Genomic DNA, 25,470 nt, shown 5'->3' with positions numbered 1-25,470 from the left:
TTCCGGGCCCGGCGGCCCCGGTGGTCCTGGTGGCGGCAACGGCGGAGGGGCGGGCGCACGTCCGCCCGCAGGCCCGCCGCGGCCCCCGATGTCCGCACGCCGGCGCACGCGAGGCGCGAGCCTCGGCGCGCTGCCGGTCACGAACCTGGTCGTGCTCGAGATCGCGGTCGCGATCGGGCTCGTCCTGCTCGCGATCGACATCGACCTGGTCTACGTCGCCATCGGCATCGCGTTCGCCGGCCTGCTGATCGCCGCCATCCGGTGGCGCGGCCGCTGGTTCACGCAGTGGATCGGCCTGACGCTGCGCTACGCGTTCCGCTCGCACGCGCGGCTGTCCAAGCCGACCAAGCCGGTCAGCATCGAGGGCATCGAGGACTCCGACGCCACCCCGGTCACCGGCCCGGACGACCCGCGCGTCGCACTGCTGCGGCTCGCGGTGCCGGACCTGGTCGTGGCGCACGGCACCGACCACGAACGCAGGCCGCTGGGCCTCGCCTGGCACGACGGCACGTGGACCGCGGTCCTGCTCGTCGACCCGGCCCCCGGCCTGGTCACGCAGCTCGGCGGGGCGCCGAACCTGCCGCTGGGCGCGCTCGCGCCGTGCCTCGAGGACCGCGGTGTGGTGCTCGACGCCATCCAGGTCATCTGGCACTGCTACCCCGGCAGCGCGGCACTCCCCCCGACCTCCCCTGCCCTCGCGTCCTACATGGAGCTGCTCGGCCCGCTGCCCGCGGCCGCGCGCCGCACCACGTGGGTCGCGGTGCGGCTCGACCCGCGGCGCTGCCCGGCGGCGGTCCGCGAGCGCGGCGGCGGCGTGCTCGGCGCGCACCGCGCGCTGATCGGTGCGCTGTCCCGCGTGCGCAACGCGCTCGAGTCGCGTGGCGTGCCGACCCGCCCGCTCGACCCGGACGAGCTGCTCAAGGCGGGCATCTCGTCCGCGGAGCTGACCGGGGCGCTGCACGTGCCGCCGCAGAACCCGAACGCGCCGCAGCAGCCGCCGCAGACGCCGAGGGCCCGGCTCACCGAGCGGTGGACCGGCGTGACGGTGGCCGGCATCGGCCACGCCAGCTACGCGATCACCGGCTGGTCCCGCGGCAAGCCCGCCACCAGCCTGAACGCGCTGACCGGCGTGCGTGCGCTGTCGTCGACGGTGACCGTGTCGATCTCGCCGGGCGCCGAGGACAACCAGGTCGGTGTGCGCGGGCTGGTGCGTGTCAGCGCCCGCACCCCCGACGAGCTGGAGTACGCCGACGAGCGCCTGTCCACGATCTCCGACCGGCTCGGCATCACCCTGACCCCGCTGCGCGGGCTGCAGGTGGCCGGGCTCGCCGCCACGCTGCCGTTGGGAGGCCGCGCGTGAGTGAGTCCTCCAGGCTCCTCGACATCCAGACGGGCAACGGGCTGACGCAGGAGTTCCTGATGTCGCCCACCATGCTCGACGCGATCAGCCCGACCGGTGACCGCGGCGGCATGATGCTCGGCTCCACCCTGCAGGGCGAGCCGATGACGATCTCCGCGCTGCGGCCAGCGCCGACCAGGCTCGTGCTGGTCGGTGGCCTGTACCTGGCACGGCAGGTCGCGCTGCGTGCCATGGCCGTCGGCGCGTGGGTGGTCGTCGCGACCGGGCGGCCCGCGTCGTGGCAGGTGCTGCAGAAGGCGGCGGGCACCGGCCCGGACGGGCGGCCGGCGCCGCTCGTGCAGATCCGCCGCCTCTCCCCGGTCGAGCTGCCGCGCCCGTCGGAGGACGGTCCGCTGCTCGTGGTGCACGACGGTGGCCCGACGCCGCAGGAGCTGTTCCCGCCGAGGGCGGCGTGGCAGACCACCGTGTACGTGCTGCCCTACATGCACCCGCAGGCCGGGGCGACCGCGAACGCGGCCGATCTGGTGCTGCTGCAGCGGCTGCCGGTCGGCCAGGCGCAGCTCGCGGCACGCGTGTGGCGGCTGCCGCCGCCGATGGTGCACGAGCTGACCACCCTCGCCGACGACGAGGTGGTCGCGCTCGGCCACATGCTGTGGAAGCGCATGCGGCTGATCACCAACACGAAGGAGCAGCAGATCCTGGGCCCGGTGCGGCGCGGCGACTGACGCCCGTCGTCTCCGTCCTTTCGGGACGCGGCACCCGGGCCAACTTCCGGGCCCGTTCGGCCGAACCTGTTCCCAGGACCCGGCCAAGTGTTCACAAGTACCTACTTGCGTTTCTTGTTCGAGTGATCATTCCCGGCGAATGTTGACCTTGAACACGCGCGTGGACCTCATCGAGGGCTGAGGACGCGCGTGCCCTGCAACAAGGAGAAACACACATGAGTAGGTCTCATGCCGCCTCGTTGAGGCGGCTGGTGGCGGGCGGTGCCGCGGCTGCGGCGGCCGTCGGGCTCGCCGTCGGGGCGACCACACCGGCATCCGCCGAACCCGGGGTGACGATCCTCGGCGCCGACTCGGCCACCGCGGTCGACGGCAGTTACCTCGTCGTGTACAAGGACGGCGCGACCGGCGAGGCGGCGGACGTCGCCGCGTCGCTCGGCGGGCGGGTCACGCACCTGTACGAGGCGCTGAACGGCTTCGCCGCGTCGATCAGCGAGGCGCAGGCGAAGGACCTGGCCGCCGACCCGGACGTGGCGTTCGTGCAGCAGAACCAGACGCTGCGGATCACCGAGGACCAGGCGAACCCGCCGTCGTGGGGCCTGGACCGGATCGACCAGGCAGGCCTGCCGCTCGACGCGAAGTACTCGTACGCGACGACGGCGTCGAACGTGCACGCGTACATCATCGACACCGGCATGGACCTCGACCACCCCGACTACGGCGGCCGCGCGACGTCCGGCTTCGACGCGGTCGACGGCGGGTCCGCCGACGACTGCAACGGCCACGGCACGCACGTCGGCGGCACGGTCGGCGGCACCGCGCACGGCGTGGCCAAGGAGGTGCGGCTGGTCGCGGTCCGCGTGCTGGACTGCAACGGCTCCGGCACCACCGCGCAGGTCGTCGCCGGCATCGACTGGGTGACACAGAACGCGGTCAAGCCGGCCGTCGCGAACATGAGCCTCGGCGGCGGCGCGGACACCGCGCTGGACGAGGCCGTGCAGCGGTCGATCGCGGCCGGTGTCACGTACGCGATCGCGTCCGGCAACTCCAACGCCGACGCGTGCGGCTTCTCCCCGGCCCGCGTGCCGGAGGCGATCACGGTGAACGCGTCCACGGACGGCGACGCGCGTGCCTCGTTCTCCAACTACGGCACCTGCACCGACATCTTCGCGCCCGGCCAGGACATCACGTCGGCGTGGCTCGACGGTGGCACCAACACGATCAGCGGCACGTCGATGGCGACCCCGCACGTGGCCGGTGCGGCTGCCCTGTACCTGGCCGCCAACCCGGACGCGACCCCGGCCGCCGTGCGGGACGCCCTGGTCGCGGCCGGTGGCGCCGACAAGATCGGTGACCCGGGCACAGGCTCGCCGAATGTGTTGCTGCACACCGGCACCGGCGGTGGCACCGACCCCGAGCCGCCGACGGGTTGCGAGGCGGCCGCCAGCACGACCCGCGTCACCATCCCGGACGCAGGCGCCGCGGTGACGAGCGCGATCGAGATCGCGGGCTGCGAGGGCAACGCCGCGGCCGCCACGAAGGTGCGCGTCCAGATCACGCACACCTACCGCGGTGACCTCGCGGTGACGCTGACCGCCCCGGACGGGACCGTCCACACCCTGAAGCCCGCCGACCCGTTCGACGGCGGCGACAACGTGGACGAGACCTTCACGGTCGACGCGTCGGCGTCGGCGGCGAACGGTGTGTGGACGCTCAGCGTGCAGGACATGTACGGCGCTGACACGGGCGCACTGACGGGTTGGACCCTGGACGTCTGATCCGGCAGTTGCTCGCGGCGCTCCCCGCCTGCCCGGTGGGGAGCGCCGTTCCACGTCCGGACGCCGCTGACGTGGCGCGGCGACAACTGGTGGGCGCGCCTCCGGCCGCCGATTTCCAGCCTAGCGACGGGCACCGACATTCCCGCGCCGCGGACGGCCCGCACGGGGTGGTTGTCCACAGGTGAGCGGGTTGTCCACAGCTCGCGTCGATCCCCGCCCGGATCGCCGATTCATGTCGGTGGCATGCCGTAGCGTGGTTCGAGGGGGCCGGAGGCCAGCCAGGCACCGCCCGAGCCCGGCCATACCGGGCGCGACCCCAGCGGCGCGGTTCGGCGGCGCGGTTCGGCGGCTGCCCAGCGGCGCGGTTCGGCGGCTGCCCAGCGGCGCGGTTCGGCGGCGCGGTTCGGCGGCGCGGTTCGGCGGCGCGGCCCAGCGGCTCAGCGGCGTGGGTCCAGCGGCGTGGTTCAGCGCGGCGTCCACAAACGCGACCCCAACGGCGCGCCCCAACCGAGCGCAACCCAAACTGCGCGACCCCATACGAGCACGACCCCAATCGAGCGCACCCCAAACGGCGCGACCACCACATGGGCGCGAGTCCACCCCAACGGGCGCCAGCCCACTACACAAGGACTGCTGCCTGCCATCCCGTCGACCTGGCGAAGCCCGATCACGCCGTGTCAAGGGGGCCCGGAAGCCCAACGCAACCCCGTGCCCAAACCGCCCGGGCCCCCTTGACGCGGTGTGATAGCCCTCCGGGAGGTCGACGGGATGGCAGGCAGACCACTCAACAGCAGTCCTTGCCAAACCAGCCCCGTGCAAGACCCGCCGCCATCCCGGAGACCAGCCCGTCCGGCGAGGACCCCCCCGGAGGGAAAACCCACAACAAGGCCAACCACAAAACCGACCCGAGCAACCCAGCGCGCTACGACTGATCCGAGGCGCGCAAATGCGGAGTCTGCTCAGCGAGCATGTCGAGCTGCGCACGCACCCGCACAAAATCCGAATCGTCCCGCAGCTCCAAGGCGATCGCCGCCGCGCGTTCGGTGGTCTCGTCGAACGAGCGCTCCGCCGCGCGCAGCCGGTCGAGCACGCGCACCGCGGTCCCGTCCAGTTCGCCGTCCCCGTCATCGAGGCTCTCCCCGAGCCGCGCCAGGCGCAGCGACTCGGCCAGCTCCTCGTCCAGCGTCTCGCCGATGCCGGCGAGCCAGTCGCGGCCCGCGCCCGCCGGCAGCGTCGCCACGACCTGGTGATACGCCGCGACCGAGCGCGCGCACGTCTCATAGGAGCGGGCCCAGCGTCCCGACGGTCGCAAGCCGTGCCCGGGTACGCGTGCCGCCTGCCGCTCGGCCTCCGTCGGGTTCCGCAGCCACATCCGGGCCGCGAACTGGGCGGGCAACCCGAGCAGCGCCCCGATCACCGCGCCGATCGGCACCATCACGATCAGGCCGCCCACGAAGTTGGCCGCGGCGCTGTTGTCCGCGCCCCGCGGACCCGGGTTCGCCGCGTACAGCACCGCGACGCCGACCATCACGACGGCGCCCAGCATCGCGAACACGAACCACCCCGCGCGGGCGAGCGCATGAGTGATCGGCCCGCCTCGCACGGCCATCCGCGCGCGCCAGTCGTCCCGGGTGTCGCCCACCGCGCCACTGTACGTCCACAGCGGCACGCGCAGGTCAGAGATGTTCGCGCAGGGCCCTGGTCTGTTCCGCGCGTGCGGCCAGCTGGTCCGGCGGCGGGTAGTCGACGCCGGTCAACGTCAACCCGTGGGCCGGGGCGACGGTGATCGTGCTCGGGCGGGTCTCCGCCTTCAGCAGCGACGCGGGCCATTCCACCGGCTTGCGGCCCTCGCCGACGGCGAGCAGCGCGCCCACCAGGCTGCGCACCATCGAGTGGCAGAACGCGTCCGCCGACACGAACGCCGTCACCACGTCGCCCTCGCGCTGCCACGACAAGCGCTGCAGGTCGCGGATCGTCGTGGCGCCCTCGCGGCGGCGGCAGAACGCCACGAAGTCGTTGAGGCCCAGCAGGTACGCCGACGCCTCGTTCATCGCGTCCACGTCCAGGTGCCTCGGCCACGTCACGGTGTCGTTGCGGCGCAACGGGTCCGCCGCCCACTGGACGTCGCACAGGCGGTAGGCGTAGTGCCTGCGGACCGCGGAGAAGCGCGCGTCGAAACCCGGCGGCGCCACCGCGATCGAGTGCACGCGCACGTCCGCGGGCAGGGCGCGCGCCAGCCGGTTCAGCGCCGGCGCGGACGGCAGGTCGGTGTGCGCGACCTGGCCGGACGCGTGCACCCCGGCGTCCGTGCGGCCCGCGACCGTCAGGCGGACGTCGTGGCGCAGGATCATCGACAGCGTGTCCTCGACGACCGCGCACACCGTGCGGCGGCCCGGCTGCCGGGCCCAGCCGGAGAAGTCCGTGCCGTCGTAGGCGATGCCGAGCATGAACCGGACGAGCCCGCCACCCACGGGGGTGACGGGCTCGTCGGTGACGAAACCGGTCAGGACTCGTCGTCCTGCTGCTGCGACGCCGGCTTGCTGAAGCCGGCGGCCTCGGCGTCCTCGGCGGTGGCGAACCACACGTCGGCGACGGTCCGGTCGTAGTGCGACGTCTCCGGCTCGTGGTACAGCATCGAGGAGGTCTTGCCCTTGATGGCGAAGCCCTCGGGCTGCGAACCGTCCTCCAGCGGGGCGTGGCTGCCCGCGCCGTAGGGGTGCTCGTCGTCGGACGCGCTCTCCTCGACCTCGACGTCGGAGGCCGGGGCCTCGGTCGCGGTCGTGTCGTCGGCCTTCGTCTCCTCGGCGGGAGCGGCGGCCTTCTCGTCCTTGGCGAACTTCGTCTTGCGCGCGGCCTCGGCCTCCGCGGTGACGGTCTTCTCCTGCACCAGCTCGATGATCGCCATCGGGGCGTTGTCGCCCTTGCGCGGGATCGTCTTCAGGATGCGGGTGTAGCCGCCGTTGCGGTCGGCGAAGAACGGGCCGATCTCCGTGACGAGACGGTGCACGACCTCCTTGTCGCGGATGACACGCATGATCATCCGACGGTTGTGGAGGTCACCCCGCTTCGCCTTGGTGATCAGGCGCTCCGCGTAGGGCCGCAGCTTGCGGGCCTTGGCCTGGGTGGTGGTGATCCGGCCGTGCTGGAACAGCGATGTGGCGAGGTTTGCCAGCATCAGCCGCTCGTGGGCCGGCGAGCCGCCCAGGCGGGCGCCCTTGGTTGGCGTGGGCATTACAACTGCTCCGTCTCCGCGTAGTCCTGGCCATCGTCGTGGCTGCCGTCCGCAACCCCGCTGTCCGCCGACGACCAGCCTTCGCTCGCGTAGTCCGATGCGGCGGTGGTCGGGTCGAACCCGGGCGGGCTGTCCTTCAGCGCGAGGCCGAGGCCGACGAGCTTCATCTTGACCTCGTCGATCGACTTCGCACCGAAGTTGCGGATGTCCAGCAGGTCGGCCTCACTGCGCGAGACGAGCTCACCCACGGTGTGGATGCCCTCGCGCTTGAGGCAGTTGTACGAACGCACGGTGAGGTCGAGGTCCTCGATCGGCATCGCGTAGGCGGCGATGGTGTCCGCCTCCTGCGGCGACGGACCGATCTCGATCCCCTCGGCGTCCACGTTCAGCTCGCGGGCGAGGCCGAACAGCTCGACCAGCGTCTTGCCGGCCGACGCGACGGCGTCCCGCGGGGTGATCGACGGCTTCGTCTCGACGTCCAGGATCAGCCGGTCGAAGTCGGTGCGCTGCTCGACACGCGTCGCCTCGACCTTGTAGGTGACCCGCAGCACCGGCGAGTAGATCGAGTCGACCGGGATGCGGCCGATCTCGGCGCCTGCCTGCTTATTCTGCACCGCGGGCACGTAGCCGCGGCCGCGCTCGACGACGAGCTCGATCTCCAGCTTGCCCTTGCCGTTCAGCGTGGCGATGTGGAGGTCGGGGTTGTGCACGGTGACACCGGCCGGCGGCACGATGTCGCCCGCGGTGACCTCACCCGGGCCCTGCTTGCGCAGGTACATCGTGACGGGCTCGTCCTCCTCGGAGCTGACGACCAGCTCCTTGAGGTTGAGGATGATGTCGGTGACGTCTTCCTTCACGCCCGGCACGGTGGTGAACTCGTGCAGCACACCGTCTATGCGGATGCTCGTGACGGACGCGCCCGGGATCGACGACAGCAGCGTCCGGCGAAGCGAGTTGCCGAGCGTGTAGCCGAAGCCCGGCTCCAGCGGTTCGATGGTGAACCGGGAGCGCGTCTCGTTGACCGGCTCCTCGCTGAGCGAGGGCCGCTGAGAAATCAGCACTTTCTTTCTTCCTTTACCTCAGGGGCGACCGCTATTTGACGCCCACCGGAGATGTGACCCGGCGGCGGCTCGTGGTCGAGCCGCCGCCGGGTGAGGATCACTTCGAGTAGAACTCGACGATCAGCTGCTCCTGCACGGGCACGTCGATCTGCGCGCGCTCGGGCAGCTGGTGCACGAGGATCCGGAGGTTGGACTGCACGACCTGCAGCCAGCCCGGGATCGGCCGGTCGCCGAAGGACTCCTTGGCGGCGACGAACGGCAGCGTGTTCAGCGACTTCGGCTTCACGTCGATGATGTCGAACTTCGACACCTGGAAGCTCGGGACGTTGACCTTCTTGCCGTTCACGATGAAGTGGCCGTGCGAGACGAGCTGGCGGGCCTGGCGGCGCGTGCGGGCGAGACCCGCGCGGTACACCACGTTGTCCAGGCGCGACTCGAGCAGCTGCAGCAGCGCCTCACCGGTCTTGCCCTTGGTGCGCGCGGCCTGCTCGTAGTAGCGGCGGAACTGGCGCTCCAGCACGCCGTAGGTGTAGCGAGCCTTCTGCTTCTCCTGCAGCTGCAGGAGGTACTCGCTCTCCTTGATGCGGCCGCGGCCGTGCTGGCCCGGCGGGTACGGACGACGCTCGAACGAGCGGTCTCCGCCGACCAGGTCGACCTTGAAGCGGCGGGACTTGCGGGTAACAGGTCCGGTGTAACGAGCCATGGTTTCTCAGTCCCCCCTTAGACCCGGCGCCGCTTGGGCGGGCGGCACCCGTTGTGCGGCTGCGGCGTGACGTCCTGGATGGTGCCGACCTCGAGGCCCGCTGCCTGCAGCGAGCGGATCGCGGTCTCCCGGCCGGAGCCGGGGCCCTTCACGAAGACGTCGACCTTGCGCATGCCGTGCTCGGCCGCCTTGCGGGCCGCGTTCTCCGCGGCCATCTGCGCGGCGAACGGGGTGGACTTGCGCGAGCCCTTGAAGCCGACGTGGCCGCTGGACGCCCAGCTGATCACGTTGCCGTTCGGGTCGGTGATGGAGACGATCGTGTTGTTGAACGTGCTCTTGATGTGCGCGTGGCCGTGCGAGACGTTCTTCTTTTCCTTGCGCCGGACCTTCTTGACCCCGGCGCCCTGACGGGACTTGGGTGGCATGTCTGCTGGGTGCTCCTGTTAACGCGAAGTCTGGGTGGTGGCGGAGGCGTCGGACTCGGTGTTCGAGTCGCGGTCCGCGTGACGGATGACCGTGCCGTAGTCCCGGTACAGGTCGCGAAGTGCCTGCGGGCGGGCCTTGGGGGCCACCTGCAGAGCCACGAACTGACGGTTGCGTCGCCGCTGCGGGACGACCGATACGACCGTGCTCACTTCTTCCCAGCCTTCTTCTTGCCGGCGACCGTCTTCTTGGGGCCCTTGCGGGTACGCGCGTTGGTCTTCGTGCGCTGGCCGCGGACCGGCAGGCCCCGGCGCCAGCGAAGACCCTCGTAGCAACCGATTTCGATCTTCCGGCGGATGTCCGCGTTCACCTCGCGGCGCAGGTCACCCTCGACCTTGTAGTTCGCCTCGATGTGCTCACGCAGCTTCGAGACGTCCTCGTCGGACAGGTCCTTGGCGCGCAGGTCCGGGCTGATCCCGGTCGCGGTCAGCAGCTCCTTGGAGCGGGTACGGCCGATGCCGTAGATGTAGGTCAGCGCGATCTCCATCCGCTTCTCGCGGGGGAGGTCGACGCCAGCAACGCGTGCCATATCTCCTCTTGAAGGTTCTTCCAGGTCTTCTCCCCCACCGTCCCGTGCTGGCGGGCCCCGGCCTGGTCCGGGGGTGAACCGGGCCCGTGTGGCCCGGCAGGTGTGGGGAGGTCCTCTTTACGGGTGTGCCGTGATCAGCCCTGGCGCTGCTTGTGGCGCAGGTTCTCGCAGATCACCATGACCCGCCCGTGACGGCGGATCACCTTGCACTTGTCACAGATCTTCTTGACGCTCGGCTGGACCTTCACGTCCCTGTCTCTCTATCGGTGGCTCTACTTGTAGCGGTAGACGATTCGGCCGCGGGACAGGTCGTAGGGCGACAGCTCCACGACCACTCGGTCCTCCGGCAGGATGCGGATGTAGTGCTGCCGCATCTTGCCGCTGATGTGTGCGAGGACCTTGTGTCCGTTCTCCAACTCGACACGGAACATCGCGTTGGGGAGCGGCTCCACCACACGGCCTTCGACCTCGATGGCCCCGTCCTTCTTGCCCATGTCCTCCGCGTTTCGTTTTGGGTCTACGCAGCCCGCCGCGCGTGTATCCAACAGGTGCACACGCATGACGGAGACGGCGCAACGAGTGCGCCACCGAACCAGTGTACGCGTGTGTTCGACGGGACGGCAGCCAGGGGGTTAGGCGGACGTGAAGTTGGGGTGCACGCCGATCGTAACCCCGGGCTCGTACCCCTCAGGGGTGGTTTCCCCGGGTGACGCCCGTCGCCCTCGGTGACCGGCCGCAAGCGGACATCCACCCCCGGGACCAGTCCCCACCTGGGCATTCTAGCTTCGCCGACCGCACGGAAGGACGGACACCGATGGTGGAGACAGTGCTCGTGGTGATCGCGGCTGCCATCGTGCTCCTCGCGGCCGTGGCGGCGCTGCGTCCGCACCGCAGGAGGGTCCGGGCCGCGCGGGTCGACCGGCTGTACCAGGCAGCGGTCACCGGCGACCGGGACCGGCTGAGGCAGGCACGCTCCGTCGACCTGACCGACACCGACGGCAACACCGCGCTCCACCTGGCGTACTACCACGGGCGGCAGGAGGCGATCGAGGCCCTGGTGGCGTTCGGCGCCGACGAGCACCTGCGCAACGCCGAGCGCCTGCTGCCCGCCGAGATGCGCGAGGTCGCCGCCATCGAGGACCTGCTGACCGCGGGTGCCGACTGCCTGGACACGACGGGCGAGTGGCTGGACGGCGCACGCGGCCGGGAGGTGTACGACCAGCTCAGGAACCGCAGGCCGCGCATCTTCAACCCCGCGCTCGTCCGCCGCGTGCTGGCAAGCGAGCGGCAGCCACAGCTGCTGTACCTGGCGATCAAGCTCGGCGTCGTCGGTTCGGAGAGGAAGCTCGCCGAGATCCTCCACGGCTACGGCACCGTGACGATGGCCACCGACTACCTGAACTGCGGCTCCGCCGTGCTGCGGGCGGCGGCCGAGGTCTGGGCGCGGCGCCGCGGGTACACCATCCTGCACACCGGCCACGGCCGTTCGGTGTCCTGGGGCCGGTTCTGACCGGCTAGGTATTTGGTCGGGACGTTGGCAGCGGTGGGTGGATGGTGAGGTGGGAGACCCTCCGGGTGGGGTGTGGCTTGCCTGGACCCACGCCAGCGGTCGGCGGTGTGGGCCGGACTGGACCGGTGCCGAGGTGGGCGTGCCCCACCAGGACGGTGTCGCGGGTGCTGGCCCGTCACCAGGTGCCGCGGCTGGCCGCTCTCGATGCGAACGGCAAGGTCGAACGCCTCAACCGCACCTCATGACCGGATACGGCTAGGGGGCCGTGAGGACCCAGGGGCCGTCGTCGGTGATGGCGACCGTGTGCTCCCAGTGGGCGGCGCGCGAGCCGTCGGCGGTGACGACGGTCCAGCCGTCGTCCAGTTCCTGTGTGACCTCGGTGCCCATGGTCAGCATCGGCTCGATGGCGATCGCCATGCCGACGCGCAGGCGCGGGCCCTTGCCGGGTTTGCCGTAGTTGGGCAGGAACGGCTCCATGTGCATGGCGCGGCCGATGCCGTGGCCGCCGTACTCGCGGACGATGCCGTACGTGGTGCCCGTGGCGCGCTCGGTGGCGTGCACCGACTCCTCGATGGCGTGCGAGATGTCGGTGAGCCGCCCGTCCGGGCGGACCGCCTTGATGCCGGCCTCCATGGCCACCCGGGTGGCGTCCGACAGCGCGAGGTCCGCCGCCGACACCTCGCCGACCGGGATGGTGACCGCCGAGTCGCCGTGCCAGCCGTCGAGGATGGCGCCGCAGTCCACGGAGATCAGGTCGCCGTCCGCGAGGACCTGGTCCTTCGACGGGATGCCGTGCACGATCTGGTTGTTCACCGACGCGCAGATCGTGGCCGGGTAGTCGTGGTAGCCGAGGAACGACGGGACGGCGCCCGCGTCGCGGATGACCTGGAACGCGATCTCGTCCAGCTCCCCGGTGCTCACCCCGGCCCGGACCGCGGCCGTGACGGCGGACAGGGCCTTCGCGACCACGAGACCGGCGGCCCGCATGGCCTCCAGCTCTGCTGGGGTCTTCAGCTCGATCATGCTGTCACGCCGCCGCAACAGCGTGCCGAACAAACCACGGGTCACGTCCGGTCGCGCAGCGCGGCAAGCACCCGGTCGGTGATCTCGTCGACCTCGCCGACGCCGTCGACGGTGACGAGCACGTCCCGGTAGTAGTCGAGCAGCGGCGCGGTCTCCGACCGGTACACGTGCTGCCGGTGCCGGATGACGTCCTCGTTGTCGTCGTTGCGGCCGCGCGCCAGCAGCCGCTTGACCACGACGTCCTCGTCGACCTGCAGCTGCACGACCGCGTCGAGCTTCTGGTCGGCGTCCGCGAGCACCTTGGCCAGCACGTCGGCCTGGCCGATGTTGCGCGGGAAGCCGTCCAGCAGGAAGCCGTTCTCCGTGTCGGACTGCTCGAGCCGCTCGATCAGCATCTGGTTGGTGACCTCGTCCGGGACGAGGCCACCGCTGTCGAGGATGTGCTTGACCTGCTTGCCCAGCTCGGTCTCCTCGGCGATGTTCTTGCGGAACAGGTCGCCGGTGGAGATGTGCGGGATGGCCAGCTTCTCGCTCAGCGCGGTCGCCTGAGTGCCTTTGCCCGCACCAGGCGGACCGACGAGAACGAGACGTGTCACTTGAGGAACCCTTCGTAGTTGCGCTGCATGAGCTGGCTTTCGATCTGCTTGACGGTGTCGAGACCCACGCCAACCATGATCAAGACAGCAGTACCACCGAAGGGGAAGTTCTGGTTCTGGCCGTCACCGGTGATGTCCAGGAAGAAGTTGGGCAGCACCGCGATGATGCCGAGGTAGATCGACCCGGGGAGGGTGATCCTGCTCAGCACGAACTGCAGGTACTCGGCGGTCGGCCGACCAGGGCGGATGCCGGGGATGAAGCCGCCGTACTTCTTCATGTCCTCCGCCCGCTCCTGCGGGTTGAACTGGATGGAGATGTAGAAGTACGTGAAGAAGATGATCATCGCGAAGTAGACCGAGATGTGCACCCAGTCGGACTGCTTCGTGAGGTGCTCGGACACGAACCGCGTCCACCAGTTGTTGCTGTTGCCCGCGAGCCGCGTGATCAGGTCCGGCAGGTACAGCAGCGAGGACGCGAAGATGATCGGGATGACGCCTGCCTGGTTGACCTTCATCGGCAGGTAGGTCGAGGTGCCGCCGTACATTCGGCGGCCGACCATGCGCTTCGCGTACTGCACCGGGATGCGGCGCTGGCCCTGCTCGAGGAACACCACGCCGACGATGATCGCGAGACCGAACAGGCACACGATGGTGAACACCAGCGGGCCGTTGTTCTCGAGGATGTTGCCACCCTCGGCCGGGATGCGCGCCGCGATGTTGACGAACATCAGCAGCGACATGCCGTTGCCGACACCGCGCTCGGTGATGAGCTCGCCGAACCACATGATCACGGCGGTGCCCGCGGTCATCGTGATGACGATGATGGCGAGGTCGAAGATGCCGTTGTTCGGGATGATCGGGTCCTGGCAGTCACCGAAGAGGCCACCGCGGTTCGCCATGGCGATGATGCCGGTGGACTGCAGGATCGCGAGACCGATCGTCAGGTACCGCGTGTACTGCGTGAGCTTGCCCTGGCCGGACTGGCCTTCCTTCTTCAGCTGTTCGAACCGCGGGATGACCACGGTCAGCAGCTGGATGATGATGCTCGCGGTGATGTAGGGCATGATCCCGAGCGCGAACACCGACAGCTGCAGGAGCGCACCGCCGCTGAACAGGTTCAGCAGCTGGTAGATGCTCTGGTTGTCGACGTCCTCGATGCACTTCTGCACGTTCGGGTATGACACGCCCGGGGAGGGCAGCATGGCGCCGACCCGATAGATCGCGATGATCATCAGGGTGAAAAGGATCTTGCGGCGCAGATCCGGCGTCGCGAGAGCCGAGCGGAAGGCGCTGAGCACGCAAGGACCTCCTCGGCGTCGCCGGCTCTCTCGCCGGCGATCGGCTTTGCCGGTGGGGTTACCGGCCGGAACACACTCACCCGGCTGCCAGGTGCTGGCAAGCCAGTAACGCTTCGGGAGGCACTCCACCCGAAGCGTGCTCCCGACTTTAACAGGACCCCCGAGGGCTCCTGCACCCCCTGGCCTCTAAGTGATGTGACGCATCCGTTCGGGCTAGTGCTTTCGTAGGCGTGGACTTGCGGAATCGCGTCGGGTGGGATGCACGCATGCGCAAACCTCTGGCAGTCGTGGCCGCCGCCGTCGCGGTCACGGGCATGGCCTCGGCGACCCCCGCGGCCGCCGCCTCCGGCGACGTCACGATCACCGTCATGGAGTCGTCCGACCTGCACGGCAACGCCCTGAACTGGGATTACTTCCGCAACACGGAGTACGCCGACTCGGCGCACAACGACGTCGGGCTCGCCAAGGTGTCGACGCTCGTGAACCGGATCCGCGCCGACCGCGGCCGCGAGAAGACGATGTTGCTCGACTCCGGCGACACCATCCAGGGCACGCCACTGGACTACTACTACGCGAAGGTCGAGCCGATCACGGCGACCGGCGAGACCCATCCCATGGCCCGCGCCATGAACGCCATCGGGTACGACGCCGTGACGCTGGGGAACCACGAGTTCAACTACGGCCTTCCGCTGCTGGCGAAATGGGTCGAGCAGATGAAGGCGCCGGTGCTGGGCGCGAACGCCGTCGACGCGCGCACCGGCATCCCCGCCTACCTGCCGTTCACCATCAAGTCCATGCCCGTGCACGGGAAACGGCCCGTGCGCGTCGGCGTGCTCGGTCTGACCAACCCCGGCATCGCCATCTGGGACAAGGCGCACGTCGAGGGCAAGCTGCGCTTCACCGACCTCGTCGAGGCCGCGAGGTTCTGGGTGCCGGTCATCCGCGGCCTCGGCGCGGACGTGGTGCTCGTGACCGCGCACGCCGGCGACAACGGCATGTCCTCCTACCAGGGCGACATCCCGGTGGAGAACGCGTCGGCGATGGTCGCCGAGCAGGTGCCGGGCATCGACGCGGTGCTGTTCGGGCACGCCCACAACGACGTGCCGGAACGGTTCGTGACCAACAAGGCGACCGGTCAGCAGGTGCTGCTGACCGAGCCCAGCAAGTGGGGGCAGCGGCTGTCGGTGGTGGACTTCGACCTGTCGTGGTCGCGCGGGAAGTGGCGGGTGACGTCGAAGTCGTCGACCACCGTCAACACGAACACCGTGCCGGAGGACCCGAGGATCGTGTCGCTCATGGCCGCGCAGCACGACAAGACCGTCGCGTACGTGAACCAGCCGGTCGCCGAGTCGGTGTCCGAGCTGTCCGCCGCCGAGTCGCGGTACAAGGACACCGCGATCCTCGACTACATCAACGCCGTGCAGACGTCGGTGGTCTCCTCGGCCGTCGGCGCGGACAAGCCGGTGCTGTCGATCGCGGCGCCGTTCTCGCGGACCGCGGTGTTCCCCGCCGGTCAGGTCACGATCCGTGACATCGCCGGGTTGTACATCTACGACAACACGCTCGAGGCCGTGACCCTCACCGGCGCCCAGGTGAAGGACTACCTGGAGTACTCGGCGAAGTACTTCAACCAGACGCCGGCCGGCGCGCCGGTGGACCCGGAGACGCTGACGAACGCGGGCGGGCAGCCGGACTACAACTACGACGTGCTGTCGGGCGTCACCTACGACATCGACATCTCGAAGCCGGTCGGCTCGCGGATCGTCGGCCTGTCGTACGACGGCGCCCCGGTCGACCCGGCGCAGGAGTTCGTGGTGGCGGTGAACAACTACCGGCGGTCCGGCGGTGGCGGCTTCCCGCACGTGTCGACGGCGCCGGTGGTCTACAACGCGCAGGTCGAGATCCGGCAGGCGCTGATCGACTACGCGCAGGCGGCCGGGGTCATCGACGAGGCGGCCTTCTTCGTGCCGAACTGGCGGCTCGTTCGGGAGGGTGTGCCGGTGTTCTAGCGCTCGTTGTCGCGGTGCTCGGCGGCCGGTTCCGGAGGCGACTCCGGGACCGGCCCCGCGGTGGGCGCGACGGCGGCGGGTGGCTCGGCGGGCGCCGCGGAGGCGGGCTGTTCAGCGGCGGGCGGCTCGGCAGCGCCCGGTGACGCCGCGGAGGTGGACGGAGCGGCGGACAGTTCGGCGGTGGTCGGCGCGCCCGGGGCGGGCGGCGGCACCACGGCTGCTGGTGGTGCCGGGGCCGGTGGCGCTGCGGTCGACGGCGCTGCGGCCGACGGCGCTGCGGCCGGTGATGCTGCGGTCGGCGCTGCGGTCGGCGCTGCGGTCGACGGTGCCGGGGTCGACGGTGCCGGGGTCGACGGCGCTGCGGCCGGTGGCGCTGCGGCCGGTGGCGCTGCGGCCGGTGATGCTGCGGTCGGTGCCGGGGTCGACGGTGCCGGGGTCGGTGGTGCCGCGGCCGACGGCGCTGCGGCCGGTGATGCTGCGGTCGGTGCCGGGGTCGACGGTGCCGGGGTCGGTGGTGTCGGGGTCGGTGGTGCCGGGGTCGGTGGTGCCGGGGTCGACGGTGCCATGGGCGGGGGCTGCCGGTGCTGTGGCGGGGCGAAGGCGTGGGGCGGTGCCGCCGGGACGCCGGATGGTGGGCTCGGTGGCATTGGGTGGCCGGTCAGTGGGTCGACCTGCAGGACGCCCGGCTCCGGCTGTTGCGGGTGGGCCGGGATCCGGGCGAGTGCGATGCCGTACGGCGGTGTGGCGACGTCCGGGTTGACCTGGGCCCACGTCGGCTGCCGTACCGGGAGCAGGGCCAGCACCGCCGCGCACAGGCTCAGCAGCGCGCCCACCATGAGCAGCCAGTGCCCCACCAGGTAGGTCGCCTCCGTCTCCAGGCCCGGGGTGAGCGTGCCGAGGAGGAGCACGCTGTCGACGCCGTTGACCACCATCAGCACCGTCGTCCAGACCGTGCCGATGAGGAACGCGCCGCCGATGGCCGTGGTCGTGCCCGCGACCCGCGTCACGCCCTGGCCCGCGGCCGGGGTGGCCGCGTACCAGTTGAGCGCCGCCGCGCACGCCAGCACGATCGCCGCGAAGACCAGGGGGTAGCCGACCCGGGGGACGTCACCGGGCTCCGACGGGCCCTCGATGTCCGCGCTCCACGGGGTGATCGTCACCTCGATGTCCTGCGTGCCGATGCTCAGCGTGCCCGAGTACAGCGGCAGGAACGAGCTGACGATCACCAGCACGACCGCGCAGAACGCCAGCAGCGCGGCCGCCACCCGCGTCGCGTGCCAGCGGGCCGGGCCCGTCGTGGTCTGCGCGAGCGTCGACATCGCCGCCGGGTAGACCGGCAGCGGCTCCCCCATGGTCATGTCAGGAGCGTTGCGCATCGGCAAGCTCGGACACAGCACGGAAACGTCACGATCATGTGCACAGCGTCAGTCGCCGCGGGGCACATCGAGCAGGCGAGAAACGGCAACGGCCGGCAGGAAAACCTGCCGGCCGTTGCCGTGAAAAGCAGAACCTACAGCGTGGTGGCGCTGCCGCCCGCCGCCGAGAGCTTCTCGGCCGCGGACTTCGAGAACGCGTTCGCGGTGACGTCCAGCTTCACCTGCACGTCCCCGTTGCCGAGCACCTTCACCAGCTCGTTCTTGCGCACCAGACCGGCCTTGACCAGGTCCAGCACGCCCACCGTGCCGCCCTCCGGGAACGCGGTGGCGATGTCGCCCACGTTCACCGGCTGGAACTCGGTGCGGAACCGGTTCTTGAAACCACGCAGCTTCGGCAGCCGCATGTGGATGGGCATCTGCCCACCCTCGAAGCGGGCAGGCACGTTCTTCCGCGCCTTGGTGCCCTTGGTGCCGCGGCCGGCGGTCTTGCCGCCCTTGCCGCCTTCACCACGGCCGACCCGCTGCTTCTCCGTCTTGGCGCCGGGCGCCGGACGGAGGTGGTGGATCTTGATGGCCATCAGTCTTCGACCTCCTCGACCGTCACCAGGTGACGGACGGTGTGGATCAGGCCGCGGACCTCCGGGGTGTCCTCACGCACGGTGGACTGGCGGATCTTCCGCAGCCCGAGCGTGCGCAGCGACTCCCGGTGGTTGCGCTTGGTCCCGATGACGCTACGGACCTGGGTCACCTTGAGCTGAGCCATGTCACGCCCCCTGACCAGCCTGCGCACGCGCCCGCAGCATGCCGGCCGGGGCCACGTCCTCGAGCGGCAGACCGCGGCGAGCGGCCACCTCCTCCGGACGCTGCAGACCCTTCAGCGCGGCCACCGTGGCGTGCACGATGTTGATCGCGTTGTCGCTGCCGAGGGACTTCGACAGCACGTCGTGGACACCGGCGCACTCCAGCACGGCACGCACCGGGCCACCGGCGATGACGCCGGTACCGGCGGAAGCCGGACGCAGGAGCACGACGCCGGCGGCACGCTCACCCTGGATCGGGTGCGGGATGGTGCCCGCGATCCTCGGGACCTTGAAGAAGTTCTTCTTCGCCTCTTCAACGCCCTTGGCGATCGCGGCGGGCACCTCCTTGGCCTTGCCGTAGCCGACACCGACCATGCCGTCGCCGTCGCCCACCACGACCAGCGCGGTGAAGCTGAAGCGGCGACCACCCTTCACGACCTTGGCGACCCGGTTGATGGCCACCACGCGCTCGAGGTGCGGGGTCTTGTCCTGGGCCGCCCCGCCACGGCCCCCGTCGCGACGGTCCCTGCGGTCCCGGCGGTCACCGCGGTTGTCGCGGTCACCACCCTGGCCGCCCTGCTGGCCGCCGCCGAATTGCCGTGAACGTCCCGGCATCAGGCGATCCTTCCCGTGTGCATGTACATGATCAGAACTCCAGCCCGGCTTCGCGGGCCGCGTCGGCGAGAGCCGCGATCCGGCCGTGGTAGTCGTTGCCACCGCGGTCGAACACGATCTTGCTGACACCGGCGCTCTTCGCGCGGTCGGCGACCAGCTGGCCGACCTTCGCCGCGCGGGCCTTCTTGTCGCCGTCCAGCGCGCGCACGTCCGCCTCGAGGGTGGACGCCGACGCGATGGTCTTGCCCACCGAGTCGTCGACGAGCTGCGCCACGATGTGCCGCGAGGACTTCGTGATCGACAGGCGCGGCCGCTCGCTCGTGCCGGTGACCTTGCGGCGCACCCGGAAGTGACGACGGGCCTTGGACACGCGACGACGCGTCGAGATGTCCTTGCCCAGCGGCTTGCGGCGCTTGGTAACAGTCGCTTCGCTCATGATCACTTACCCGTCTTTCCGACCTTGCGGCGGATCTTCTCGCCCGCGTACCGCACGCCCTTGCCCTTGTACGGGTCGGGCTTGCGCAGCTTGCGGATGTTCGCGGCGACCTCGCCGACCCGCTGCTTGTCGATCCCCTGCACGGAGAACCGGGTCGGCGCCTCGACCGCGAAGGTGATGCCCTCCGGCGGCGTGACCTTCACCGGGTGGCTGAACCCGAGCGAGAACTCCAGGTCCGAGCCCTTGAGCTGGACGCGGTAACCGACGCCGTGGATCTCGAGCTTCTTCTCGTAGCCCTCGGTCACGCCGACCACCAGGTTGTTCACCAGGGACCGGGTCAGACCGTGCAGCGCGCGGTTGCGGCGCTCGTCGTCGGGGCGCTTGACCTCGAGGACACCCTCGCCGCGCTCCACGACGATCGGCTCGGCGACGGTGTGCGACAGGGTGCCCTTGGGCCCCTTCACGCTGATCTGCTGGCCGTCGATCGTCACGTCCACATTGGCCGGGACGGGGATCGGCAGCTTACCGATGCGAGACATCTACTACTCCCCTTCCCGCTACCAGACGTAGGCGAGGACTTCCCCGCCCATCTTCTGCTTGCCGGCCTGACGGTCCGTCAGCAGGCCGGCGGACGTGGAGATGATCGCCACGCCGAGGCCACCGAGCACCTTGGGCAGGTTGGTCGACTTCGCGTACACCCGCAGACCGGGCTTGGACACCCGGCGCAGACCGGCGATGCTGCGCTCGCGGTTCGGGCCGTACTTGAGCTCGACGACGAGGTTCTTGCCCTTCTCGCCGTCCTCGTCGCGGTAACCCGCGATGTAGCCCTCGCGCTTGAGGATCTCCGCGATGTTGGCCTTGAGCTTGGAGTGCGGCAGCACGACCTCGTCGTGGTACGCCGAGTTGGCGTTGCGCAGACGGGTCAAGAAGTCTGCGATCGGGTCGGTCATCGTCATGGTGACCTGTCAACCTTTCTCGCCATGGTTCCCCGCGGGGCCTTTGGCGGGATGGATATGCCTGGTAGGGATTACCAGCTGGACTTGTTCACGCCGGGGAGCTCGCCGCGGTGGGCCATCTCCCGCAGGCAGACGCGGCAGAGGCCGAACTTGCGGAACACCGAACGGGGGCGACCGCACCGCTGGCACCGGGTGTAACCCCGCACCTTGAACTTCGGCTTCTGCGCGGCCTTGTGAACCAGAGCTTTCTTGGCCATGCGCTCAGTTCTCCTTGAACGGGAAGCCCAGCCGCCGCAGCAGCGCCCGGCCTTCCTCGTTGTTGGTCGCGGTGGTGACGACGGTGATGTCCATACCCCGCGGACGGTCGATCGAGTCCGGGTTGATCTCGTGGAACATCGACTGCTCGTTGAGACCGAACGTGTAGTTGCCGTTGCCGTCGAACTGCTTCGGCGACAGGCCGCGGAAGTCGCGGATACGCGGCAGCGCGATGGTCAGCAGCCGGTCCAGGAACTCCCACATGCGGTCGCCGCGCAGGGTCACCTTCGCGCCGATCGGCATGCCCTCGCGCAGCTTGAACTGCGCGATGGACTTGGTCGCCCGCCGCACCTGCGGCTTCTGACCGGTGATCAGCGAGAGGTCGCGCAGCGCGCCCTCGATCAGCTTGCCGTCACGGGCGGCGTCGCCGACGCCCATGTTCACCACGACCTTGACGACGCGGGGCACCTGCATCGCGTTGTCGTAGGTGAACTCCTCCTTCAGACCGGCCACGATCTCCTCGCGGTACCGGGTCTTCAGGCGCGGAACGATCTTCTCCGCGGTGGTCATCAGATCTCCTTCCCGGTGCGGCGAGAGATCCGGACCTTGCGGCCGTCCTCGTCGAACTTGTAGCCGACCCGGGTGGGCTTGCCGTCGTCGCCGACGATCATCACGTTGCTCACGTCGATCGCCGCCTCCTGGGTGACGATCCCGCCCGACTGGGCGCCGCGCTGCGTCTGGGTGATCCGGGTGTGCTTCTTGATCCGGTTGACGCCCTCGACGAGGACCTTGCCGCGGTCGGGGTAGGCCTGGATGACCTTGCCCTTGGCGCCCTTGTCCTTGCCTGCGATGACGACGACCGTGTCACCCTTCTTGATCTTCATGCTGCCTCCTCGCTGCGCTCGTCGGAAACATGAAGATCCAGATCACTGTGTTCATTGATTCGCAAGCTCATGAGTCAGAGCACCTCCGGAGCCAGCGAGATGATCTTCATGAACTTCTTGTCGCGCAGCTCGCGACCGACCGGACCGAAGATGCGCGTCCCGCGCGGCTCGTTGTCCTGCTTGATCAGCACGGCGGCGTTCTCGTCGAACCGGATGTACGAACCGTCCGGCCGGCGCTTCTCCTTGGTGGTCCGGACGATGACGGCCTTGACGACGTCGCCCTTCTTCACACCAGCGCCGGGGATCGCGTCCTTGACGGTCGCGACGATGATGTCGCCGATGCCCGCGTAGCGACGCGCGGAACCGCCGAGCACACGGATGCAGAGGATCTCCTTCGCACCCGTGTTGTCGGCGACGCGCAGTCGCGATTCCTGCTGGATCACTTTGCCCTCTCCAAGATCTCCACCAGCCGCCAGCGCTTGGTCGCCGAGAGCGGGCGGGTCTCCATCAGCAGCACGCGGTCGCCGACACCCGCCGTGTTCTCCTCGTCGTGCGCCTTGACCTTGGTCGTGGAGCGCATGACCTTGCCGTAGAGCGGGTGCTTCTTGCGGTCCTCGAGCGCGACCACGATCGTCTTGTCCATCTTGTCCGACACGACCAGGCCCTCGCGGACCTTGCGGCGGCCGCGCGGCTTGCTCTGCGTCTCAGTCGTCTCACTCATGCGGCACCCTCACCACTCGGAACCTCGTCGGGGGAGATCGACAGGCCCAGTTCGCGCTCGCGCATCACGGTGTAGATCCGGGCGATGTCGTGCCGGACCGTCCGAAGGCGGCGGTTGTTGTCCATCTGACCGGTCGCCATCTGGAACCGGAGGTTGAACAGCTCCTCCTTGGCCTCGCGGAGGCGGAGGACCAGCTCCTCGTCGTTCAGCTCACGGAGCTCGGACGCCTGCGTACCCGCGGCCATCAGAAGTCACCACCTTCACGCGTGACGATGCGGCACTTCATCGGGAGCTTGTGGATCGCCCTGGTGAGCGCCGCGCGCGCGACCGCCTCGTTCGGGAAGCTCAGCTCGAACATGACCCGGCCCGGCTTGACGTTCGCGATCCAGTACTCCGGCGAACCCTTACCGGAACCCATGCGGGTCTCGGCGGGCTTCTTCGTCAGCGGGCGGTCCGGGAAGATGTTGATCCAGACCTTGCCGCCACGACGGATGTGCCGGTTGATGGCGATACGAGCGGACTCGATCTGCCGGTTGGTCACGTAGGCAGGCTGGAGCGCCTGGATACCAAACTCACCGAAGGTGACCTTGGTGCCGCCCTTCGCAGCGCCGGCCCGCTTCGGGTGGTGCTGCTTGCGGTGCCTGACCTTGCGTGGGATGAGCACTGCTCAGCCCTCCCCGTTGGTCGTCTGGGCCTCGCCGCTCCCGTTCACGGACGGGGTCTGCGGCTCGGCCTGCTCTGCTGGCGCCGATGCCGGCGTGGTCGCCTCGGCGGCGGCACGGCCGGCCTCGGTGCTGGTGGCGGTGGTGCCGGACGAACCGGAACGGCGAGCCCTGGTGGGCCGCTCCCGGCGCGGCGCGCGCTCCTGCGGGGCCTGGCTGCGAGCCTCGACCTCGCGGCGGCCGCCGACGACGTCACCCTTGTAGATCCACACCTTCACGCCGATCCGGCCGAAGGTCGTGCGGGCCTCGAAGAAGCCGTAGTCGATGTCGGCGCGCAGCGTGTGCAGCGGCACCCGGCCCTCGCGGTAGTGCTCGGAGCGGGACATCTCGGCGCCGCCGAGGCGGCCGCCGCACTGCACGCGGATGCCCTTGACCTGCGGGCTGCGCATGGCCGACTGGATGGCCTTGCGCATCGCGCGGCGGAAGGACACGCGGTTGGACAGCTGCTCAGCGGTCACCTGGGCGACCAGCTGGGCGTCGGCCTCGGGGTTCTTGACCTCGAGGATGTTCAGCTGCACCTGCTTGCCCGACAGCTTCTCGAGCTCGCCGCGGATCCGGTCCGCCTCGGCGCCGCGGCGGCCGATGACGATGCCCGGGCGGGCGGTGTGGATGTCGACGCGGACCCGGTCACGGGTGCGCTCGATCTCCACCTTCGAGATACCGGCGCGCTCCATGCCCTTGGACAGCAGACGACGGATCTTCACGTCCTCCGCCACGTACTCCGCGTACTGCTTGTCGGCATACCAGCGGGACTTCCAGTCAGTGGTGATCCCGAGCCGGAAGCCGTGCGGGTTGATCTTCTGACCCACTAGCTGGCACTCCTCTTCGCACTGGACTTACGGCTCTTGGCAGCCGCCTTCTTCGGCTCCGCCTTCGGCCGCGACTCCACCTCGACGGTGATGTGGCTGGTCCGCTTGCGGATCCGGTACGCGCGGCCCTGGGCCCGCGGGCGGAACCGCTTGAGGGTCGGGCCCTCGTCCACGTAGACCTTGCTGACCCACAGCGTGTCGGGGTCGAGGTCCAGGTTGTTCTCGGCGTTGGCCACGGCGCTCGCGAGCACCTTCGCCACCGGCTCGCTCGCCGCCTGCGGCGCGAAGCGGAGCACGGCGAGGGCTTCCTCGGCGCTGCGGCCCCTGATCAGCTCGACCACCCGGCGCACCTTCATCGGCGTGGCGCGGACGTAGCGAGCCCGAGCGATCGCGCGCGGAAGCTCTTCCACCGCGACGTTCTCGTCACTCATCGCTTTACTCCTTCGTCCTTAGCGCCTGCGCGCCTTGCGGTCGTCCTTGACGTGACCCTTGAAGGTCCGCGTCGGGGCGAACTCGCCCAGCTTGTGGCCGACCATCGACTCCGAGATGAAGACCGGCACGTGCTTGCGGCCGTCGTGCACCGCGATCGTGTGGCCCAGCATGTCCGGGATGATCGTCGACCGGCGCGACCACGTCTTGATGACGGTCTTCTTGCCGGACTCGTTGAGCGCGTCCACCTTCTTGAGCAGGTGGTCGTCGACGAACGGGCCCTTCTTCAAACTCCTAGGCATCTGTCACTCCCTCCTGCTCTTAGCGCTTCTTGCCGGTCCGGCGACGGCGGACGATCATCCGGTCGCTGGCCTTGCCCTTGCGGCGGGTACGGCCCTCGGGCTTACCCGCGGGGTTCACCGGGTGGCGACCACCGGAGGTCTTGCCCTCACCACCACCGTGCGGGTGGTCCACCGGGTTCATCGCGACACCGCGGACGGTCGGGCGCTTGCCCTTCCACCGCATGCGGCCCGCCTTGCCCCAGTTGATGTTGGCGTGCTCGGAGTTGCCGACCTCACCGACCGTGGCGCGGCAGCGCACGTCCACGTTGCGGATCTCGCCGGAGGGCATACGCAGCTGGGCGTAGGGGCCTTCCTTGGCGACGAGCTGCACGCGCGAACCGGCCGAGCGGGCGATCTTGGCGCCGCCGCCCGGGCGCAGCTCGATGGCGTGCACCACGGTGCCGACCGGGATGTTGCGCAGCGGCAGGGCGTTGCCCGGCTTGATGTCCGCGCTCGGCCCGTTCTCGATCCGGTCGCCCTGCTTGATCTTGTCCGGGGCGAGGATGTAGCGCTTCTCGCCGTCGGCGTAGTGCAGCAGCGCGATGCGCGCGCTCCGGTTCGGGTCGTACTCGATGTGCGCGACCTTGGCCGGCACGCCGTCCTTGTCGTGGCGCCGGAAGTCGATCAGCCGGTACGCCCGCTTGTGACCGCCACCCTTGTGCCGGGTGGTGATCTTGCCGTGCACGTTGCGGCCACCGCGGCCGTGCAGCGGCCGGATCAGCGACTTCTCCGGCTCCGACCGGGTGATCTCGGCGAAGTCGGAGACGCTGGACCCACGACGCCCAGGCGTCGTCGGCTTGTACTTGCGAATGCCCATCTCTA

The 25,470-nt window shown here is 69.8% G+C and carries 36 protein-coding genes; 5 read left to right on the top strand and 31 right to left on the bottom strand.

The window, feature by feature from the left end:
- Window positions 1-88: 88 nt before the first annotated feature.
- The 3 genes from eccE (at window position 89) to ACYQ77_RS42025 (ending at window position 3,860) form a co-directional block, all read left to right on the top strand.
- Window positions 89-1,360 (top strand): type VII secretion protein EccE, encoded by a 1,272-nt coding sequence (gene eccE / locus ACYQ77_RS42035; protein WP_459722744.1) that lies wholly within the window; start codon window positions 89-91, stop codon window positions 1,358-1,360.
- A gap of 59 nt (window positions 1,361-1,419) precedes the next feature.
- On the top strand, window positions 1,420-2,085 hold the full coding sequence (locus tag ACYQ77_RS42030) for a hypothetical protein (RefSeq protein WP_459722911.1): 666 nt from the start codon (window positions 1,420-1,422) through the stop codon (window positions 2,083-2,085).
- Window positions 2,086-2,300: 215 nt separating this feature from the next.
- The gene (locus ACYQ77_RS42025; RefSeq protein ID WP_459722741.1) at window positions 2,301-3,860 is read left to right on the top strand and encodes a S8 family peptidase; all 1,560 of its coding nucleotides are present in this window, start codon (window positions 2,301-2,303) and stop codon (window positions 3,858-3,860) included.
- A gap of 922 nt (window positions 3,861-4,782) precedes the next feature.
- Here ACYQ77_RS42025 and ACYQ77_RS42020 read toward each other — a convergent pair.
- The 10 genes from ACYQ77_RS42020 to infA form a co-directional block, all read right to left on the bottom strand.
- Window positions 4,783-5,502, bottom strand: coding sequence for a hypothetical protein (locus ACYQ77_RS42020; protein WP_459722740.1), 720 nt, complete (start codon window positions 5,500-5,502; stop codon window positions 4,783-4,785).
- 34 nt (window positions 5,503-5,536) lie between these two features.
- Window positions 5,537-6,307 (bottom strand): tRNA pseudouridine(38-40) synthase TruA, encoded by a 771-nt coding sequence (gene truA, locus ACYQ77_RS42015; protein WP_459722909.1) that lies wholly within the window; start codon window positions 6,305-6,307, stop codon window positions 5,537-5,539.
- A 56-nt stretch (window positions 6,308-6,363) separates the two neighbouring features.
- Window positions 6,364-7,092: a 50S ribosomal protein L17, sunset domain variant gene (rplQ, locus tag ACYQ77_RS42010; protein WP_459722738.1), complete on the bottom strand. Its 729-nt coding sequence runs from the start codon at window positions 7,090-7,092 to the stop codon at window positions 6,364-6,366.
- Window positions 7,092-8,153 carry a DNA-directed RNA polymerase subunit alpha gene (locus ACYQ77_RS42005; RefSeq protein ID WP_459722735.1) on the bottom strand — a complete coding sequence of 354 codons (1,062 nt, stop codon included), beginning with the start codon at window positions 8,151-8,153 and terminating at the stop codon, window positions 7,092-7,094. Before ACYQ77_RS42005 ends, rplQ begins: the two co-directional genes overlap by 1 nt.
- 97 nt (window positions 8,154-8,250) lie before the next feature.
- Window positions 8,251-8,856, bottom strand: coding sequence for a 30S ribosomal protein S4 (gene rpsD, locus ACYQ77_RS42000; RefSeq protein WP_459722733.1), 606 nt, complete (start codon window positions 8,854-8,856; stop codon window positions 8,251-8,253).
- Between the two features lie 17 nt (window positions 8,857-8,873).
- Window positions 8,874-9,281 carry a 30S ribosomal protein S11 gene (rpsK, locus tag ACYQ77_RS41995; protein WP_075126556.1) on the bottom strand — a complete coding sequence of 136 codons (408 nt, stop codon included), beginning with the start codon at window positions 9,279-9,281 and terminating at the stop codon, window positions 8,874-8,876.
- An 18-nt stretch (window positions 9,282-9,299) separates the two neighbouring features.
- A complete protein-coding gene (locus tag ACYQ77_RS41990) occupies window positions 9,300-9,440 on the bottom strand; it encodes a hypothetical protein (protein ID WP_459722730.1) in 141 nt (46 codons plus the stop codon).
- 47 nt (window positions 9,441-9,487) lie between these two features.
- Entirely contained in the window at window positions 9,488-9,868 is a 381-nt protein-coding gene (gene rpsM / locus ACYQ77_RS41985; RefSeq protein ID WP_459722728.1) for a 30S ribosomal protein S13, read from the bottom strand.
- A 134-nt stretch (window positions 9,869-10,002) separates the two neighbouring features.
- Window positions 10,003-10,116 (bottom strand): 50S ribosomal protein L36, encoded by a 114-nt coding sequence (rpmJ, locus tag ACYQ77_RS41980; RefSeq protein WP_010148647.1) that lies wholly within the window; start codon window positions 10,114-10,116, stop codon window positions 10,003-10,005.
- 24 nt (window positions 10,117-10,140) lie between these two features.
- The gene (gene infA / locus ACYQ77_RS41975) at window positions 10,141-10,362 is read right to left on the bottom strand and encodes a translation initiation factor IF-1 (protein WP_005166804.1); all 222 of its coding nucleotides are present in this window, start codon (window positions 10,360-10,362) and stop codon (window positions 10,141-10,143) included.
- Between the two features lie 320 nt (window positions 10,363-10,682).
- Between infA and ACYQ77_RS41970 the strand changes: the two genes are divergently transcribed.
- Window positions 10,683-11,378, top strand: a complete 696-nt coding sequence (locus ACYQ77_RS41970; protein ID WP_459722725.1) for a hypothetical protein — start codon at window positions 10,683-10,685, stop codon at window positions 11,376-11,378.
- 255 nt (window positions 11,379-11,633) lie between these two features.
- Here ACYQ77_RS41970 and map read toward each other — a convergent pair whose 3' ends face one another.
- From map to secY, 3 genes are read right to left on the bottom strand one after another with little or no spacing between them, the layout of a single operon-like run.
- Window positions 11,634-12,401: a type I methionyl aminopeptidase gene (gene map / locus ACYQ77_RS41965; RefSeq protein ID WP_459722723.1), complete on the bottom strand. Its 768-nt coding sequence runs from the start codon at window positions 12,399-12,401 to the stop codon at window positions 11,634-11,636.
- 41 nt (window positions 12,402-12,442) lie between these two features.
- Window positions 12,443-12,997 carry an adenylate kinase gene (locus ACYQ77_RS41960; RefSeq protein ID WP_459722721.1) on the bottom strand — a complete coding sequence of 185 codons (555 nt, stop codon included), beginning with the start codon at window positions 12,995-12,997 and terminating at the stop codon, window positions 12,443-12,445.
- On the bottom strand, window positions 12,994-14,295 hold the full coding sequence (gene secY, locus ACYQ77_RS41955; RefSeq protein WP_459722719.1) for a preprotein translocase subunit SecY: 1,302 nt from the start codon (window positions 14,293-14,295) through the stop codon (window positions 12,994-12,996). The genes ACYQ77_RS41960 and secY overlap by 4 nt, the downstream gene beginning before the upstream one ends.
- A 266-nt stretch (window positions 14,296-14,561) precedes the next feature.
- On the opposite strand from secY, the gene ACYQ77_RS41950 reads away from it, so the two are divergent.
- Entirely contained in the window at window positions 14,562-16,304 is a 1,743-nt protein-coding gene (locus ACYQ77_RS41950; RefSeq protein ID WP_459722718.1) for a bifunctional metallophosphatase/5'-nucleotidase, read from the top strand.
- On the opposite strand, the gene ACYQ77_RS41945 is transcribed toward ACYQ77_RS41950, so the two are convergent.
- From ACYQ77_RS41945 to rplB, 18 genes are all read right to left on the bottom strand, one after another.
- Entirely contained in the window at window positions 16,301-17,662 is a 1,362-nt protein-coding gene (locus ACYQ77_RS41945) for a hypothetical protein (protein ID WP_459722716.1), read from the bottom strand. The genes ACYQ77_RS41950 and ACYQ77_RS41945 overlap by 4 nt on opposite strands.
- A 152-nt stretch (window positions 17,663-17,814) precedes the next feature.
- Window positions 17,815-18,261: a 50S ribosomal protein L15 gene (rplO, locus tag ACYQ77_RS41940; protein WP_459722906.1), complete on the bottom strand. Its 447-nt coding sequence runs from the start codon at window positions 18,259-18,261 to the stop codon at window positions 17,815-17,817.
- Entirely contained in the window at window positions 18,258-18,443 is a 186-nt protein-coding gene (gene rpmD / locus ACYQ77_RS41935) for a 50S ribosomal protein L30 (RefSeq protein WP_133906305.1), read from the bottom strand. The genes rplO and rpmD overlap by 4 nt, the downstream gene beginning before the upstream one ends.
- Window position 18,444: 1 nt before the next feature.
- The gene (rpsE, locus tag ACYQ77_RS41930; RefSeq protein WP_459722715.1) at window positions 18,445-19,095 is read right to left on the bottom strand and encodes a 30S ribosomal protein S5; all 651 of its coding nucleotides are present in this window, start codon (window positions 19,093-19,095) and stop codon (window positions 18,445-18,447) included.
- 31 nt (window positions 19,096-19,126) lie between these two features.
- Window positions 19,127-19,531, bottom strand: coding sequence for a 50S ribosomal protein L18 (gene rplR / locus ACYQ77_RS41925; protein WP_459722713.1), 405 nt, complete (start codon window positions 19,529-19,531; stop codon window positions 19,127-19,129).
- Window positions 19,532-19,533: 2 nt separating this feature from the next.
- Complete coding sequence (gene rplF / locus ACYQ77_RS41920; RefSeq protein WP_459722712.1) at window positions 19,534-20,070, bottom strand: 50S ribosomal protein L6; 537 nt, start codon at window positions 20,068-20,070, stop codon at window positions 19,534-19,536.
- Window positions 20,071-20,088: 18 nt separating this feature from the next.
- Entirely contained in the window at window positions 20,089-20,487 is a 399-nt protein-coding gene (gene rpsH / locus ACYQ77_RS41915) for a 30S ribosomal protein S8 (protein WP_459722710.1), read from the bottom strand.
- A 71-nt stretch (window positions 20,488-20,558) separates the two neighbouring features.
- Window positions 20,559-20,744, bottom strand: coding sequence for a type Z 30S ribosomal protein S14 (locus ACYQ77_RS41910; protein WP_330839979.1), 186 nt, complete (start codon window positions 20,742-20,744; stop codon window positions 20,559-20,561).
- 4 nt (window positions 20,745-20,748) lie between these two features.
- On the bottom strand, window positions 20,749-21,312 hold the full coding sequence (rplE, locus tag ACYQ77_RS41905) for a 50S ribosomal protein L5 (RefSeq protein WP_459722707.1): 564 nt from the start codon (window positions 21,310-21,312) through the stop codon (window positions 20,749-20,751).
- A complete protein-coding gene (rplX, locus tag ACYQ77_RS41900; RefSeq protein ID WP_459722704.1) occupies window positions 21,312-21,626 on the bottom strand; it encodes a 50S ribosomal protein L24 in 315 nt (104 codons plus the stop codon). Before rplX ends, rplE begins: the two co-directional genes overlap by 1 nt.
- 74 nt (window positions 21,627-21,700) lie before the next feature.
- Window positions 21,701-22,069: a 50S ribosomal protein L14 gene (gene rplN, locus ACYQ77_RS41895; RefSeq protein WP_133906298.1), complete on the bottom strand. Its 369-nt coding sequence runs from the start codon at window positions 22,067-22,069 to the stop codon at window positions 21,701-21,703.
- On the bottom strand, window positions 22,066-22,347 hold the full coding sequence (rpsQ, locus tag ACYQ77_RS41890) for a 30S ribosomal protein S17 (RefSeq protein WP_378055813.1): 282 nt from the start codon (window positions 22,345-22,347) through the stop codon (window positions 22,066-22,068). The genes rplN and rpsQ overlap by 4 nt, the downstream gene beginning before the upstream one ends.
- Complete coding sequence (gene rpmC / locus ACYQ77_RS41885) at window positions 22,344-22,592, bottom strand: 50S ribosomal protein L29 (RefSeq protein WP_396109531.1); 249 nt, start codon at window positions 22,590-22,592, stop codon at window positions 22,344-22,346. Before rpmC ends, rpsQ begins: the two co-directional genes overlap by 4 nt.
- Window positions 22,592-23,011: a 50S ribosomal protein L16 gene (rplP, locus tag ACYQ77_RS41880; RefSeq protein ID WP_396109530.1), complete on the bottom strand. Its 420-nt coding sequence runs from the start codon at window positions 23,009-23,011 to the stop codon at window positions 22,592-22,594. Before rplP ends, rpmC begins: the two co-directional genes overlap by 1 nt.
- A gap of 3 nt (window positions 23,012-23,014) precedes the next feature.
- Window positions 23,015-23,878, bottom strand: coding sequence for a 30S ribosomal protein S3 (gene rpsC, locus ACYQ77_RS41875; RefSeq protein WP_459722699.1), 864 nt, complete (start codon window positions 23,876-23,878; stop codon window positions 23,015-23,017).
- Window positions 23,878-24,309, bottom strand: coding sequence for a 50S ribosomal protein L22 (gene rplV, locus ACYQ77_RS41870; RefSeq protein WP_459722697.1), 432 nt, complete (start codon window positions 24,307-24,309; stop codon window positions 23,878-23,880). Before rplV ends, rpsC begins: the two co-directional genes overlap by 1 nt.
- 18 nt (window positions 24,310-24,327) lie before the next feature.
- Window positions 24,328-24,609 (bottom strand): 30S ribosomal protein S19, encoded by a 282-nt coding sequence (rpsS, locus tag ACYQ77_RS41865; RefSeq protein ID WP_075126579.1) that lies wholly within the window; start codon window positions 24,607-24,609, stop codon window positions 24,328-24,330.
- Between the two features lie 19 nt (window positions 24,610-24,628).
- Window positions 24,629-25,465: a 50S ribosomal protein L2 gene (gene rplB, locus ACYQ77_RS41860; protein WP_396109527.1), complete on the bottom strand. Its 837-nt coding sequence runs from the start codon at window positions 25,463-25,465 to the stop codon at window positions 24,629-24,631.
- Between the last annotated feature and the right edge of the window lie 5 nt (window positions 25,466-25,470).

The sequence above is a fragment of the Actinophytocola sp. KF-1 genome (assembly GCF_054661535.1).
This window is presented reverse-complemented; position numbering and strand designations above follow the sequence as displayed.